The following is a 17,891-nucleotide window of genomic DNA, read 5'->3' as shown; positions in this document are numbered from 1 at the left end:
GCCGGCCGCGCGAGCTCACCGCCGACATCGCGCTGGTGTCCGAGGCCGAGGGTCTCGACGTGGCGGCGTGGTCTCGCGGGACCGATGTCGAGATCGCCGGCGACCACACCGTGGTCGACCTGGTCGCAGATGCCCGGGCGCGTGCGGACGACCGCCCCGCGATCCTGTTCGGCGATCGCGTCGTCGACTACACCGAGTTCTCGGCACGCGTGAGCACCCTTGCGCGCGAGCTGATCTCGCTCGGCGTGGGTCCGGATGTCGCGGTCGGCGTCTGCATCGAGCGTTCGGTCGAGGTGATGGTCGCCGTCCACGCGATCGTCGCCGCCGGCGGACAGTACGTACCCATCGACACCGAGTCGCCGGTCGAGCGGACCCGGTACATGCTCGACACGGCCGGGGTCGCCCTGGTCCTGATCGGCCGGGAGCGACCGGAAGCGCTCGCGGACATCGAGCTGCCGGCGGTCGTCGTCGACGCCTCGGAGCCCGTCGACACCGCGGTCACGCCGGTCGGGGACGACGACCGGGGGCAGCGGGTGCTGCCGGGTCACGCCGTCTACACGATCTTCACGTCCGGTTCGACGGGACGTCCGAAGGGCGTCACCGTCACCCACGGTGCCCTCCGCAACACCCTGGAGTGGTTCAGCGAGTCGAACGGGCCGGGCGAGCACGTCTTCCTGCTGAAGACGCCGTACACCTTCGACGCGTCGGTGTGGGACTACTTCGGCGGCATCCACGCCGCATCGCCGGTGGTCGTCGCCGAACCCGGTGGCCACCGGGACCCCGTCTACATGGCGCGTCTCATCGAACGCCACCGGGTGACGACCGCCAAGTTCGTCCCCTCGATGCTGGCCGCGTTCCTCGACGGCGCGACCGGCGCGGGCGACGCGGACCTCGGCTCGATGCGCCGGATCTTCTCCGGCGGCGAGGCACTGAGTCCCGCCCTGGCCGGCGGCCTGCTCCGGCTGCTCCCGGAGCTGGGGTTGTACAACCAGTACGGTCCCACCGAGGCGACCGTGGACATCACGTACGGACGCGTGGACGCGCCGACGCCGAACATCCCCATCGGTTTGCCGGTGTGGAACTCGACCGTCCATGTCCTCGACGACCGCCTGCGGCCGGTTCCGGCCGGCGTGCCCGGTGAGATGTATCTGGGCGGACCGCAATTGGCGCGGGGTTATGCCTCCCGCCCGGGACTCACCGCCGAGACCTTCGTCGCCGATCCCTTCGATCCGAACGGCGGCCGGCTCTACCGCACCGGCGACCGGGCACGGTGGAACACCGATGGTGTCCTGGAGTACCTGGGACGCGCGGACTTCCAGGTGAAACTCCGCGGACAGCGGATCGAGCTCGGCGAGATCGAGTCGGTGCTGGCCTCCGCTCCCGGCGTCGTACACGTGGCCGTGGTCGTCGCGACCGCGCCCGGTGGGGGTGAGCAACTCGTCGCCTATGTCGCGGGTCGCCCCGGTGACGACGTCGACCTCGACGCCGTCCGGAACGCGGCGGTGCGCGGACTGCCGGAGTTCATGCGTCCGACGGTGTGGATGGCGCTGCCCGAGATGCCCCGCACCACCTCGGGCAAGGTGGACCGGCGGGCGCTGCCGCAGCCCGAGTTCGCCGCGGGGGAGTACGTGGCCCCCGAGTCGCCCGAGGAGACCGCGGTCGCCGACGTCTTCGCGGAGCTGCTGCAGGTCGACCGCGTCGGTGTCACCGACAGCTTCTTCGAGCTGGGCGGCAACTCCCTGTCGGCGATGCGGGTGAGCGCCCGTGTCGGCGACGCGCTGGGGGTCGAGGTCTCGGTCCGGGACGTCTTCGAGGCGCCGTCGGTCCGTGAGCTGGTGGCGGCCCTGACGGGCCGCGGTTCCCGGATCGAGCCCGTGGTGGCGGTGTCCCCACGGCCGGAACGGATCCCGCTGTCCTTCGCACAGCAGCGCATGTGGTTCCTCAACCGCCTGCACCCGAGTGCTCCCACGCACAACATGACCATCGTGCTGCGGCTGTCCGGCGACCTCGACGTCGAGGCGCTGCGCACCGCGCTCGCCGACGTCGTGCGCCGGCACGAGGTGCTCCGTACGACGTTCCCAGACGTCGAGGGCGTGCCCTACCAGCTCGTGCATCCGGAGGACTCGGTCGTCGACCGGCTCGACTGGCAGGTCGTCGACTCCGAGAGCGACGTGTTCGCCGCGGTGACACGGGGATTCGACGTCACCGAGGAATGGCCGTTCCGCACGCGCCTGTGGCCGGTCGAACCGGGCGAGTTCGTCCTCGCCGTGGTGTTCCACCACATCGGCGCCGACGGCGAGTCCATGGCGCCGCTCGTCGCCGACCTCGTCACCGCCTACAGTGCCCGGGTCGCCGGACACGAACCCGAATTCGCGCCGTTCGCGGTGCAATTCGCGGACTACGCGATCTGGCAGCACACCGTCCTCGGCTCGGTCGACGATCCGGAATCGGTTGTCGGACGCCAGCTGACATATTGGGCCGAGCAGCTCGCCGGCGTTCCCGACGTACTCGAGTTGCCGTCGGACCGTCCGCGTCCGCCGGTCGCCTCCGGCCGCGGAGCCCGCGCGCGAGTCGACATCCCGGCCGAGATCGGCGAGCGCATCACCGAGGTGGCGCGCGGAGCCGACGTCACGCCGTTCATGGTGCTCCACGCCGCGGTCGCGGTCCTGCTCGCACGCCTGTCGGCCACCGACGACATCGCGGTCAGCACCCCGATCGCGGGTCGCGGTCAGGCCGAGCTCGACCCGCTGGTCGGCATGTTCGTCAACACCCTCGTGCTGCGCACGCTGATCGATCCCGCCGAGCCGTTCGAACAGCTCCTGTCGGCCGTTCGCGACGTCGACCTCAACGCATTCGCCCACGCCGATGTCCCGTTCGAGACGGTGGTCGACCGGCTCAGTCCGGTGCGCTCGGAGGCCTTCGCCCCGCTCGCCCAGGTCATGTTCTCGTTCAGTCCGTCGGCCACCGCCGCCGAAGCCCTCGGCGACGCCGCCGGGATCACGGTGGAGCCGTACGCGGACGTGATGGTCTCCTCGCAGATCGATCTCTGGATCACGGTGTCGTCCCGGCCGGCCGGGCAGGAGTGGCCGGTCAACCTCGACTACGCGACCGATCTGTTCGACGAGTCGTCGGTGCTCGAATTCGGCGAACGCTTCATCCGCCTGCTCGACGTGCTGACCTCGGCTCCCGACCGGGCCGTGGGTGACGCGCCGTTCGTGGCCGCCGAGACGACGGCCGCGATCGAGACCGCCGAGTGGGGCGAGCGGGTCGACCTGCCGCCGGTGCAGACCGTCAGTGACGCCGTCGCCGCGCAGGCACAGCGCACGCCGGATGCGACCGCGCTCGTCTTCGGCGACCGCGAGGTGACCTACGCCGAGTTCGCCGCGCGGGTCAACACGCTCGCCCGCGACCTGATCGCCGCCGGGGTCGGCCCCGATGTCGCTGTCGCCCTGTGCGTCCCGCGGTCGGTGGAGATGATGGTGGCCATCCATGCCGTCGTCGCCGCCGGTGGCCAGTACGTACCCGTCGACGTGGCCGCGCCCGCAGACCGCGTGCGGTACATGTACGAGACCGCGGGTGCCCGGGTTCTGCTGGTCGCCGACGCGGACGGGGTCCCCGACGCGGTGGACGCCGCGAACGAGGCCGGCGTGCAGGTCATGACCCTGGACGCCTCGGCGCTCCTGGACGTCGACTCGGCGGCCGCGGCACCGGTGTCCGACGACGAGCGGCGCGCGCCGTTGCGCCCGGACGACGCCGCGTACACGTTGTTCACCTCCGGGTCCACCGGACGTCCGAAGGGTGTGACCCTGTCGCATGCGGCGGTGCTGAACCGCCTGTGGTGGGGCCTCGACGCGCTGCCGATCGGGCCCGACGACGTCGTCATGCAGAAGACGCCGTACACCTTCGACTGTTCGGTGCCGGAACTGTTCGCGCCGTTGGCGATCGGTGCGCGCGTGGTGGTCCTCGCCGACGGCGGTCACCTCAACCCGCGACAGGTCGCCGACGAGATCGCCCGCACGGGTACGACGATGGTGCACTTCGTGCCGTCGATGCTCTCGGTGTTCCTCGAGGTCGTCGACCGCGAGCAGCTCGCCGCCCTCGACACCATCCGCATCGTGTCCACCACCGGTGAGGCCCTGCCGCCCGCGGTCGCGGCACCGGTGCGCGAGCTGTGGCCCGACGCGTGGTTCTTCAACCTGTACGGCCCGACCGAGGCCGCGGTGGAGATCACCTTCGAACGCATCCACTCGGTCGCCGCCGACGACCCCACCGTGCCGATCGGCATCCCGGTGTGGAATTCCTCTGCGGTGGTGCTGGACTCGCGGTTGCGCCGGGTACCGCCCGGTGTGCCCGGCGAGCTCTACCTCGGCGGTGTGCAGCTGGCCCGCGGTTACGCCGCCCGCCCGGATCTGACGGCCGAGAGGTTCGTCGCCGATCCCCACGGTGAGCCCGGTTCGCGTCTGTACCGCACCGGTGACCTGGTGCGCCGTCGCCCCGACGGCGTGCTGGAATACCTGGGCCGCACCGACTTCCAGGTGAAGCTGCGCGGCCAGCGCATCGAGCTCGGCGAGATCGAGGCGGTCATCGCCTCCGCCCCGGGTGTGGTGCACGCCGCCGCGACCGTGGCGACAGTGCCCGGCGGCGGCGAACACCTCGTCGGCTACCTCGCCGGCGCCCCGGGTGAGCGCATCGACCTCGATGAGGTGAAGGCCGTTGTCGCCGAGTCGCTTCCGGGTTACATGCGTCCGACGGTGTGGATGCCCGTAGAGGGCATCGCACTCAACACGGCGGGCAAGATCGACCGTCGCGCGCTGCCCGAACCCGTGTTCACCGCGGGCGAGTACGTCGCGCCCGCCGACGAGGCGGAGACCGCGGTCGCGGAGGTGTTCGCCGACATCCTCGGTGTCGACCGGGTCAGCGTCACCGACTCGTTCTTCGACCTCGGCGGCAACTCGCTGGCGGCGATGCGACTCGTGGCACGCGTCGGCGAGGTCACCGGCGCCGAGATCTCGGTGCGCGACCTGTTCAACGCCCCGAGCGTGCGCGAACTCCTCCGTGCGAGCACCGATCTCGGCGCCGCACGAGCGCCGATCGTCCCGGTCTCGCCGCGGCCGGACCGGGTTCCGCTCGCATTCGCCCAGCAGCGGATGTGGTTCGTCAACCAGGCCGACACCAGCTCGTCGGCGTACAACCTCCCGGTCGTGCTGCGGCTGTCGGGCTCCCTCGACACCGAGGCGCTGCATGCCGCGCTGATCGACGTGGTCTCCCGTCACGAATCGCTGCGGACGACGTTCCCGTCGGCCGACGGCACGCCGTACCAGAAGATCAACCGGGCATCGTCGGTCGCCGCACGTCTCGACTGGCGAGAGGTGTCCTCGCAGGCGGAGATCGAGGCCGCGGTGTCCGCGGGCTTCGACGTCTCCTCCGAGTGGCCCATCCGCGCGCGGATCTGGGAGGTGGCCCCCGACGAGCACGTCTTCGCGGTCATCACCCACCACATCGCCTCGGACGGTCAGTCGATGATGCCGCTGGTCCGCGACGTGGTCACCGCCTACCTCGCCGAATCGGCCGACACCGATCCCGAATTCGCCGATCTGGAGGTCCAGTTCGCCGACTTCGCGATCTGGCAGCACGAGGTGCTCGGCTCGCCGGACGATCCCGAGTCCGTCGTCGGCCGCCAGCTCGCCTATTGGACCGACCGTCTCGCCGGCCTGCCCGACGTGATCGAGCTGCCGACCGACCGGCCGCGCCCCGCCCGGGCCAGCCAGCGCGGTGGCCGGGTCGCCTTCAGCGTGCCCGCCGAGGTCGGTGACCGGATAGCAGGCGTCGCCCAGGAGACCGGAACGACGCCGTTCATGGTCGTGCACGCGGCGCTGGCCGCACTGCTGGCGCGGTTGTCGGCGACCGAGGACATCGCGATCGGCACCCCGATCGCGGGACGCGGTCAGCGCGTGCTGGATCCGCTGATCGGCATGTTCGTCAACACCCTCGTGCTGCGGACCCACGTCGACCGCGACCGCGGCTTCGCCGACCTGCTCGAGGCGGCGAAGGACGCCGACCTCGAGGCCTTCGCCCACGCCGACGTCCCCTTCGAGGTGGTCGCCGACGCCGCCGGCGCGCAGCGATCCGCCGCCTTCGCCCCGTTCACCCAGGTGTGGCTGACCTTCGACCGGTCCACCCTGCCCGAACTCGCCGGGTCCGATCTGTCGGTGGGCGAGATCGCCGGCCTGCAGGTGAGCCCGGTGACCACCGAGCGCATCCCGGCGCGGGTCGACCTGCTCGTCGGGATCTCCCAGCCCGAAGGGGCAGGCCCAGGAAGGTCGGGCACGGACTGGTCGGGCACCATCACCTACGCTGCCGATCTGTTCGACGAGTCGTCGGTGTCGCGGATGGCCGACCAGCTCACCGCCCTGCTGGACGCGGCGCTGGCCGACCTGGAGACCCCGCTGGCCCGGATCTCGCTCGGCGACACCGTGTCGCTGGCCGATCTGGCCCGCGCCGCAGCACAACCCGAGCCGCAACGGCAGACGGTGTCGATCGCCGACTCCGACGCGGTCGTGACCGGGGGACCGGGAACCGAGCCGGTCATCCTGGGCGACCTGTTCGCCCGGGCCGCCGCGAAGTGGGGACCGCGTCAGGCCGTCGTCGACGCCGACAACGCGTGGCTGTCCTATGCGGACCTCGACGCGCGGTCGAACCGCCTGGCGCGCTGGCTGATCGGGCAGGGCATCGGCCCGGAGAAGCTCGTCGCGCTGGCGATCGGCCGGTCGGCGCAGCTGCTCACCGCGATCTGGGCGGTCGCCAAGACCGGCGGTGGGTACGTGCCCATCGACCCGGACTACCCCGCCGAGCGGGTGGCGAACATGGTCGAGGACTCGGGAGCGATCCTGGGACTGGCCGTGGACGCCTCGGGATCGCTTCCCGGCGAACGCTTCTCGTGGCTCCGCCTCGACGACACCGCGCTGTCCGCCGAGATCGAGGCGTTGTCCGACGCGCCGATCACCGAGGCTGATCGTCGTGCGCCGGTACGGGTCGGCAACGTCGCCTACGTCATCTACACCTCCGGGTCGACCGGACGGCCGAAGGGCGTCGCCGTGACCCACTCGGGTCTGGCGAACTTCGCCGCCGAGGAGATCCGCCGGTCGGGTGCCGACGAGTACTCGCGGGTGCTCGGATTCGCCTCGCCCAGCTTCGACGCGTCGGTGCTCGAGTACCTGCTCGCGACCGTGTCGGGTGGCGTGCTGATCTACCGGCCCGCCGATGCCGTCGGCGGCCCGCCGCTGCAGGACCTGATGATGCGGCAGGCGATCACCCACACGTTCCTGACGCCGACGGTGCTCGCCACCATCGAACCGCAGGCCATCCCGGCCCTCCGGGTCGTCTACGCGGGCGGCGAAGCCGTGCCGCAGGCACTGAAGGACAGCTGGGCCCCGTTCCGACGGATCCAGAACCTGTACGGCCCCACCGAGACCACCATCGGCGTCACCATCAGTGCCCCGATGGCCGTGGGCGAGCCGGTCTCGCTGGGCGGCCCGCTCGCCGGCGTGGGCCTGATGGTGCTCGACGCGCAGTTGCGTCCGGTTCCCGTCGGGGTCGCGGGTGAGCTGTACGTCACCGGTGGCGCGCTGTCCCGCGGTTACCTCGACCGTCCGGGCCTGACCGCCGAGAAGTTCGTGTCGAATCCGCACGGCCATCCCGGTGACCGGATGTATCGCACCGGCGACATCGTGCGCTGGAAGCAGGACGCCGGCGGCGCGCCGGTCATCGAGTACTCCGGGCGCAGTGACGACCAGGTGAAGCTGCGTGGTCTGCGCATCGAACTCGGTGAGATCGAGGCCGTTCTGGCCGAGCACCCGGCCGTGCGTTCGGCCGTGGTCGTCGGCGTGGGTGGTTCGGTCGCCACCGCCCTGGCCGCCTATGTGGTCGGCGGCGGAGTCGAGATCGACACGGCGGAGCTGAGATCGTTTGTCGGCGAACGACTCCCGTCGCACATGGTGCCGGCGTCGGTCGCGGTCCTGGACGAGCTCCCGCTCACCCCGGTCGGCAAGCTCGACAAGGCCGCACTACCCGAGCCGGTGATCGAGGTCGGCGAGATCGTCGAGCCGGAGACCGAACAGGAGGCCGCGGTCGCCGCGGTGTTCGCCGACGTCCTCGGGATCGACCGGGTCAGTGTGACCGAGTCGTTCTTCGACCTCGGCGGGAACTCGCTGTCGGCGACACGTGTCGCCGCCCGGGTGGGCGAGGTGCTCGGTGTCGAGACCTCGGTGCGCGACCTGTTCGAGGCGCCGACGGTGCGTGCGCTGGTTGCCGAGGTGTCCGGACATGCCGAGGCGTTGCCGCCGGTCGAGGCGTATGCGGACCGACCGGACCTGGTACCGCTGTCGTTCGCGCAGCAGCGGATGTGGTTCATCAACCAGTTCGATCCGTCGTTGCCGACCTACAACATCCCGTTCGTGCTGCAGGTGCGCGGGGAACTCGACACCGAGGCGCTGCGCCTGGCGATCGGCGACGTCGTCGAACGTCATGAGGTCCTGCGGACCACCTTCCCGTCCGTCGAGGGGGTGGCGCATCAACTGATCCATCCGCGCGAGCAGATCGCCGGCCGCCTGGACTGGGACGTCGTCGCCGACCAGCGCGGACTCGAGAATGCCGTGGTGTCCGGATTCGACGTGGCCGTCGACTGGCCGATCCGCGTGCGGGTCTGGCACGTCGAGCCCGGACATGCGGTGGTCGCGGTGATCGTCCACCACATCGCCGCCGACGGCGAGTCGATGAACCCGTTGCTCGCCGACGTACTCGCTGCCTACGACGCCCGGGTGTCGGGGACCGAACCCGACTTCGAGCCCCTCGAGGTCCAGTTCGCCGATTTCGCGCTCTGGCAACACGAGGTCCTGGGCGACGGATCCGATCCGACCTCGGTCATCGGCTCCCAGTTGTCCTACTGGACAGCGAAACTCGCCGACCTGCCCGAGGTGCTGAACCTCCCGTTCGACCGGCCCCGGCCGCTCGTGGCGTCGCAGCGCGGCGGCCGCGTCGGCGCAGCCATCCCCGCCGAGATCGGGAACCGCGTCCGCGAACTCGCACGCGAGGTCGACGCGACCCCGTTCATCGTCGTGCACGCGGCGCTCGCCGTACTGCTCGCGCGGTTGTCCGCCGGCGAGGACGTGGCGATCGCCACCCCGGTCGCCGGACGCGGTCAGCGCGTACTGGACCCACTCGTGGGCATGTTCGTCAACACCCTCGTCCTGCGGGCGCAGGTGGATCCGGCGATGTCGTTCGCCGAGTTGCTGGAGCAGACACGCGACACCGATCTCGAAGCGTTCGCCAACGCCGACGTCGCCTTCGAGATGCTCGTCGAGAAGCTCAACCCGGTCCGTTCGGAGGCGTTCGCCCCACTGGCCCAGGTGATGCTGACGTTCGGCCAGACAGCGCTGCCCGAGATGGGTGCGGACACCGCGCCGGCCTCGGTCGCGGGTCTCGAGATCGAACCGATGCCGCCGGCCGATCCGCCGGCGAAACTGGATCTGACCGTCGGTGTGTCCGTTCCGGACGGCGACGAGGACTGGCCGCTGTCGCTGGTGTTCGCGCGGGACCTCTTCGACGAGGACACCGTCGTCCAGCTGGCCCGCAGGTTCGTCGGGCTACTCGATCAGCTGACCAGGCAGACCGACGACCCGGTGGCCGACGCCGCGCTCCTCGAACCCGCCGAGGTCGAGGAGATACTCCGGCGATCCCGGGGCACGGAGATCGCCGTCCCGGCGGGATCGGTGGCCGATGCGCTCTCGTTTCGCGGGGCGCGGTCGCTCGACTCGATCGCGCTGACTTTCGCCGACCGTGAACTGACCTACCGCGAATTCGGCGCTCGCGTCGCCGATCTCGCCCGCGAACTCCTCGGTCTGGGCGTCGGGCCCGACGTCGCGGTCGCGGTGTGCATCGATCGTGGCGTCGAGATGGTCGTGGCCGTCCACGCCGTGGCCGCAGCAGGTGGCCGTTACGTGCCCATCGACACCGCGGCCCCGGGGGATCGGGTGCGCTACATGGTGGACACGGCCGGCGCCCGGGTTCTGCTCGTCGGACCGCGGTCTGTCGCGGCCGACCTGTCCGGCCTCGACGACGGGATCCGTCGTGTCACCGTCGACTCCACCCGTGAGGTGGACCCGGCGACCCCGCCGGTCACCGACGCCGAACGCGTCCGGCCGATCCGCGGTGACGACGCGCTGTACACGCTGTTCACCTCCGGTTCGACCGGGCGGCCGAAGGGCGTGACCGTCTCCCACGCCGCGGTGGCCAACCGGTTGTGGTGGGGACTCGACGAGTACCCGTGGACCGCGGGGGACCGGATCATCCAGAAGACGCCGTACACCTTCGACGTCTCGGTGCCGGAACTGTTCGCGCCGTTGCTGACCGGGGCGACGATGGTGATCGCCGAACCCGGCGGCCACGCCGACCCGCTCTACATCGCCGACCTGATCGCGCGCAGCGGAGCCACCTCGGTGCACTTCGTGCCGTCGATGCTGTCGGTGTTCCTCGATGTCGTGCCGCCCGAGACGATCTCGCGCCTGGGGACCCTCCGGTGGCTCTTCGCCTCCGGGGAGGCACTACCGCCCGCGGTGGTGGCCCGTGCTCACGAACTGTTGCCGCACGTCCGGATCGTGAACCTGTTCGGACCGACCGAGGCGGCGGTCGAGGTGGCCTACGCCGACGTGACCAGGGCACCGTCGATCGTGCCGATCGGCGTGCCGGTGTGGAACACGACCACGCATGTGCTCGACGCGCGACTGAACCCCGTCCCGACGGGTGTCCCGGGCGAGCTGTATCTCGGTGGCGACCAGGTGGCCCGCGGGTACGCCGCGCAACCGGGACTGTCCGCCGAGCGCTTCGTGGCCGACCCGTTCGGCCGGCCCGGCTCGCGGCTCTACCGAACCGGCGACCTCGTGCGATGGAACACCGACGGGGAGATCGAATACCTCGGTCGCACCGACTTCCAGGTGAAGCTACGCGGCCAGCGCATCGAACTCGGCGAGATCGAGTCCGTCGTGGCCGCGGCACCCGGCGTCGTGCACGCCGCGGTGACCGTTGCCGACGCGCCTGGCGGCGGGCAGCATCTCGTCGCCTATGTCGCGCCGTCGACCGTGGACCTCGGCGTCCTGCGAGACGCGGTGGCACAGGCGCTTCCGGAGTACATGCGTCCGACCCTGTGGATGCCGATCGATGACGTGGTGCTCAACAGCGCGGGCAAGCTCGACCGCCGTGCGCTGCCGGCCCACGACTTCGCCGGGCTCGACGCCGACTACGTCGCGCCGGCCAACGCGACGGAGGAGACCCTGGCGACCATCGTGTCCGGACTCCTCGGCCTGGAGCGGGTGTCGGTCACCGAGTCGTTCTTCGCACTCGGCGGCGACTCGATCATGTCGATCCAGCTGGCATCGGCCGTCCGGGCCGCCGGATTCACGCTGACGCCGCGAGACATCTTCGAGCAGCGCACCGTCCGGGCCATGGCCCGCGTCGTCGCCGGGGAGGCGCACCGCCTGCCCGCACTCGACGAACCCGCCGGCGGCGCGAGCGGCGAGTTGCCGTTGTTGCCGGTGATGTCGTGGATGATCGAACATTCCACGGCGCCATCCGATTTCGCGGACTTCTCGCAGTACCGGGTGCTCCATGCGCCTGCGGGTGTCACCGTGGATGCGTTGTCGGAGTTGTTGTCCGAGCTCGTCGCGGCGCACCCGATGCTGTCCGCGCGGCTCACCCGGAACGGTGATCGGTGGCAGCTGATCGCCGGATCGGCCGAGGGCGATGAGGTTCCGTCTCCGGCGCCGTACGTGTTCGCACGACCGTCGGCCGCGCCGGTCGGCAGTCCCGATCACGACGCCGATCTGCGTGGCGCGCACGCCGAGGCGCTGGCCCACCTCGATCCGTCGACCGGGGTGCTGGTGGCGGCCGGGATCGTCACCGACGTCGCCGGCGTCGGGCGGATCGTCCTGGCGATCCACCACCTCGGTGTCGACGCGGTGTCCTGGCCGATCCTCGTCGAGGACCTGGTGACCGGGTGGGCGCAGCGCGCGGCGGGACAGCCGATCGCCCTGCGTGCCGAGGCGACGTCCGAGCGGGCGTGGGCACATGCGGTCGGCGCACAGGCGGACCGCCGACGTGCCGAGCTGCCGTACTGGCTCGAGCGGCTGCCGTCCCGACCCACCGATCTCGGGGTCGCCTTCGACCCGTCGCGGGACCGGTTCGCCACCGAGGTGTCGGTGATCCACGCCTTCGACGCCGAGGTGACCGAAGCGGCGCTGACCTCCGTGCCGGAAGCGTTCCGCGGCAACGCGAACGACGTCCTGCTGGGCACGTTCGCCCGGGCGGTCCGGTCGTGGCAGGCCGCGCGCGGCATCGCCGACGTCGCACCGGTGACGGTCCTGGTCGAGGGCCACGGTCGCAAGGACGAGATCGCCACGGCCGACGGCGAGCGCGCCGTCGACCTGTCCCGCACCGTCGGCTGGTTCACCACGATCGCGCCGGTGTCGGTCGACCCGTCGACCGACGTCACCCACGCGGTGAAGTCGGCCAAGGAGGAACGCCTCGGGCAGCCCGACGGCGGACTCGGCTTCGGGGTGCTGCGCTACGGCGAGGACACCGAATTGTCGCGGCGTCCGTTGCCGACCATCGGGTTCAATTTCTTCGGCGCCGGACGCGCTGGACGCCCCGCGGCCGAACCCGCACACGACGTCATCCCGTTCACCGGCGCGCCGGGCGCACCGGGTATGTCACCGTCGGTGACGGGCGCGATGGTTGCGCTGAACCCGTTGAGCGTCAACGTCGGAACGCGCAGCGACGGTGAGAACCGGCGCCTGCAGGCCAACTTCACGTTCCCGTCGGCACTGTTCGGCGCCGACGACATCACCGCACTCGCCGAACTGTGGGCGGCCGAACTCGCCGCTGTCGCAGAGCACGTCGCCACGGTCGGCGACCCGGGCCGGTCGCCGGCGGATGTGCCGGGCACGTCGATCACGCAGGATGAACTCGACACCCTCGCGGTGCGGTACCCGGGTGCGGACGTGTGGCCGCTGACCCCGCTGCAGGCCGGTCTGTACTTCCAGTCGCAGATGGCCGACCTGGCCGGCTCGGCGGGGGCCGGCGGTGTGGACGTCTATGTCACCCAGGCGGTCCTGCATCTCGGCGGGGACGTCGACCGGGCGCGACTGCGTTCGGCGGCCGAGGAACTCGTGGCCCACCACCGCGTTCTGCGCAGCGGCTACGTGCGCACCGCCGGGGGCGCCCTGGTGGCCGTGGTGCCGCCGCGGGTCGACCTGCCGTGGGCCGAGGTGTCCCTGGAACCGGGTCTCGACCCGGACGATGCCGCGCAGCGGGTCCGCGAGATCGCCGATGCCGAGCGGATCGCGCCATTCGACCTCGAGGTGCCGCCGCTCGTGCGGTTCGTGAGCGTCGAGCACGGCACCGGGTCCGACACGACGCTGAGCCTGGTCGTGACCAATCACCACATCCTGCTCGACGGCTGGTCCGGGCCGCTGGTCCTCGCCGACCTGCTCGCCCTCTACGCAGGGGTGGGTCCGTACACGGCCACGATCGCCGCGGACACCGACTTCGGTGACCACGTCCGGCGTCTGGCGTCCGCCGATCCGGCGGCGGGTCTCGCCGCCTGGCGGAAGGTCCTCGAGCCACTCGAGGAACCGACGCTGGTGTCCGGCGCCGACGAGGCCACGACCGCGTCGCTCCCGCGCAACCACGAGGAGTGGATCGACGCGGCGACGACGGCGGCGATCAGCCGGCTCGCCCGCGAACGGGGCGTCACCGTCAGCACGATCCTCCAGTTCGCCTGGGCCGTGCTGCTGTCCCGCATGACCGGGAACCGGATCGTCGCGTTCGGCGAGACCGTGTCGGGACGCCCGTCGGACCTCGACGGCGCTGAGGGCATGGTCGGACTGTTCATCAACACGCTGCCCAGCGTCGTCGACGTCGACCCGGGCGCCCCGATCGCGGACGTGCTCGCCGCGATGCAGGCCGACAAGGTCGCGGTCCTCGACCATCAGCACGTCGGCCTGGCCGACCTCACCGCGCTGGCCGGGATGGGCGCCCTCTTCGACACCCTGACGGTGTTCGAGTCGTTCCCGGTGGACTCCGAATCGCTGTCGACGGCGGACACGTCGCTGGCCGGCGGGCTGCAGATCGTCGGTGTGGACGCCGACGACTCGACGCACTATCCGCTCAACCTCGCGTCCTCGCCATCCGGCGATCGGTTGCTGCTGAAGCTCAAGTACCTCCCGTCGGCCTTCGCCGACGACCAGGTGCGGGTCTTCGGGGCGGCGCTGCGCGAGATCCTGCGGGCGGCCGTCGCCGATGCGGACCAGCCGACCTCGTCGATCGCACTGCTCGACGCGGATGCGGCTGCCGAGCTCGCCCCGGTCCACGGTCCGGCGGCGCCGGAACCGCGGCTGCTGGGCGAGTTGTTCGCCGCGGTCGCGGCCGAGCACGCGGGAATCGTCGCGGTCACCGACGGCAGCGGGACGTCCCTCACCTACGCCGGGCTCGACGAGCGGTCGAACCGCCTCGCACGGTGGATGACCGGCCGCGGGATCGGTGTGGACACCGTCGTGGGGCTGGCCGTCGGCCGCACCGCCGACCGTCTGGTGGCGCAGTGGGCGCTGGCGAAGCTGGGTGCGGCGTATCTGTCCGTCGACCCGACGCTGCCCGCGGACCGCATCGCGCACATGGTCACCGATTCCGGTGTCCGACTGGTGATCACGTCGGACGAGGGCTCGGGGCAGGCGGCCGCCGTCCCGGGTGACGTCGAGACGATCGACGTGCTCGGCCTGACCGAGGCCGTGCGCGGACTCGACGGCAGTCCGCTCACCCCGGGTGAGATGGTGGGCACCCCGCGGCTCGACGCGCTGGCCTACGTCATCTACACGTCCGGGTCGACCGGTGTGCCCAAGGGTGTCGCGGTGACCCATCGTGGTGCGCACGCCTTCGCGGTCGCCGAGTCGCAGCGGTTCGGCATCCATCCGGGTGCGCGTGTACTCGGTTACGCCTCACCGAGTTTCGATGCCTCGGTGCTCGAATGGCTGCTCGCCTCGACGTCCGGGTCGACCCTGGTCTACCGGCCGGACGAGGTCGTCGGCGGCGAGGTGCTGACCGGCTTCCTCCGCGAGCACGAGCTGACGCACGTGTTCCTGACACCGAGCGTGCTGGCGACCGTCGAACCCGACGACCTGCCCGCACTGCAGATGCTCGCCTCCGGCGGCGAAGCGGTCTCGGCCGCCCTCGTCCGCGGGTGGGCGCACCGCGTCCGGTTCCACAACGCGTACGGCCCGACCGAGACCTCGGTGGCTCTCACCATCAGCGCTCCGCTCGATCCCGACGAGCCGGTGACGATCGGCGCCCCGGTCGCGGGTACCGGCCTGCTGGTCCTCGACGAGCGGCTGGCCCCGGTACCGGTCGGCATGGCCGGTGAGCTGTACGCCACCGGTGTCTCGCTGGCCCGCGGCTACCTGCGGCGCCCGCAGCTGACCGCCGAACGCTTCGTCGCGTCTGGGTTCGGGGCGCCCGGTGATCGCATGTATCGCACGGGCGACCGGGTCCGGTGGGTGCGCACGGCACACGGTGAGCTCGTGCTCGAGTACCTCGGACGTGCCGACGACCAGGTGAAGCTGCGCGGGCTGCGCATCGAACTCGGCGAGATCGAGAACGCGCTGACCTCGCATCCCGCGGTGAAGGCCGCGGTGGTGCTCGGGGTCGGCGGGTCGGTCGCGACCGCGCTCGCCGCCTACGTCGTACCGGCCGGCGATCCGGCCGCCGGGGACACCGTGGACACCGCTGGCCTCCGCGACCATCTCGCGGACCGGTTGCCGTCGTACATGGTCCCGTCGACGATCACGGTGCTCGACGCTCTGCCGCTCACCCCGACCGGGAAGCTGGACAAGCGTGCCCTGCCGACGCCGGTCACCGGGTCCGACGACCTCGTGGCGCCGGAGACCGCGGCGGAGGCGCGCGTGGTGGCCGTCTTCGCCGAGCTGCTGGACGTCGACGTGGTGTCGGTGACCGGGGACTTCTTCGCTCTCGGTGGCAACTCGCTGTCGGCGACCCGCCTCGCGGCGCGCGTCGGCGACGCCCTCGACGCCGACATCGGTGTGCGGGACGTGTTCGAGTCGCCCACCCCGCGGGCGCTGGCCGCCCTCGGTGAACACCGCGGCGGGTTGCGCGCACCGGTCACCCGGGTCGAGCCGAGGCCGGACCTGATCCCGCTGTCGTTCGCGCAGCAGCGCATCTGGTTCATCAACCGCCTGGACCCCGCGTCGGGGGCGTACAACCTCCCGATCGGTGTCGAACTCACCGGGGACCTCGACGTCGAGGCTCTCGGCGCGGCGATCGGCGACGTCGTCGCGCGGCACGAGATCCTGCGGACGACCTTCCCGGCCGTCGACGGCCGGCCCACCCAGGTCGTCCACGACGCCGACGGGCCCGCGGCACTGCCCCGACTCGTCGAATGTGCCGAAGAGGCAGAGCTACTCGACGCCCTGTCCACCGGTTTCGACGTGGCGACCGAGGTGCCGGTGCGAATCCGGCTGTGGCGGCGCGGCGAGCAGTCGTGGATGCTGGTCGCGGTGTTGCATCACATCGTCGGTGACGGTGAGTCGATGCGACCGCTGATGACCGACGTCGTGACCGCCTACCGTGACCGGGCCGCGGGCCGGACACCGGACCTGCCGCCGCTGCCGGTCCAGTTCGCCGACTACGCGCTGTGGCAGCAACGCGAGCTCGGGGCGGTCGACGATCCCACCTCGGTGGTCGGCCGGCAGCTGTCGTACTGGCTGCGACAGCTCGCCGGGGTGCCCGACGTGCTGGAGCTACCCGCCGACCGGCCTCGCCCGACCGTGGCCTCGATGCGGGGCGCGCGGGTGGACTTCGAGATCCCGCACGAGGTCGCGACGCGGATCTCGGTCCTGGCGCGTGAGCGCGGGATGACGCCGTTCATGGTGGTGCACGCGGGCCTGGCAGTACTGCTGGCACGTGTCACCGCGACCGACGACATCGCGGTGGCGACGCCGATCGCGGGCCGGGGACGAGCCGAGATCGACCAGCTGATCGGCATGTTCGTCAACACCCTCGTCCTGCGTGCCGAGGTCGACCCGTCGATGAGTTTCGCGGAACTGCTCGAGGAGACCCGGGTCGTCGACCTCGATGCGTTCACGAACGCCGACGTGCCGTTCGAGACGCTCGTCGAACGTCTGAACCCGACGCGGTCGAGGGCGTTCTCGCCGCTCGCACAGGTCATGCTCACGCTGACCAACGCGGGCAGCGGGTCGCCGGTGCTCGAGGCCGAGGGGCTGCGGGTCGCGGCACTCGAGTCGCCGGTCACGTCGTCGCAGCTCGACCTGACGGTCGCGGTCCTCGCGCGGCCGGACCGGTCCTGGTCGGCGTCGATGGTGTACGCGACGGATCTGTTCGACGAGGGGACCGTCGAGTTGCTCGCGCAGCGCCTCGTTACGCTCCTCGACGGGCTCACCGCCCGGCCGGACGCCGCCGTCGGGGAATGCCCGCTGGTGACACCGGCCGAACGGGACCGCGTCCTGGCGTGGTCGTCGGGTGCCGCGACGCGGCCGGCCGGCGGCACACTGCCCGGCATCATCGGCTCCCGGCAGCTCGGCACGGGGGAGCCGGCAGCCGGCGACGGTGTCGTCGGGAACGGTGTCGTCGACACCGGGGTCGGGTACAACGGACACGACGGACACGACGGACACGACGGCCGCTACGGTGACGATGGCCGCTACGGTGACGATGGCCGCTACGGTGACGATGGCCGCTACGGTGACGATGGTTCCGGTGACGCCGGTTCCGGGAACGATGTCTTGGGTGGCAACGGTCTCGGTGGGGATGACTGA

Annotated in this window: 1 protein-coding gene (running past one end of the window); it reads left to right on the top strand. The window is 71.3% G+C overall.

Annotated elements, in window-relative coordinates:
• Positions 1-17,891, top strand: partial view of a non-ribosomal peptide synthase/polyketide synthase gene (locus tag GR168_RS17670; protein ID WP_238994929.1) — the 3' portion only. 22,468 nt of this gene lie to the left of the window's left edge; the window shows 17,891 of its 40,359 coding nt (coding positions 22,469-40,359); its start codon lies off the left edge, out of view; the stop codon is at positions 17,889-17,891.

It is taken from the genome of Gordonia sp. JH63 (assembly GCF_009856645.1).
Classification (GTDB): Bacteria; Actinomycetota; Actinomycetes; order Mycobacteriales; family Mycobacteriaceae; genus Gordonia; species Gordonia hongkongensis.
Note: the sequence above shows the minus strand (reverse complement) of the source record. Positions and strands in the feature narration are given on the sequence as shown.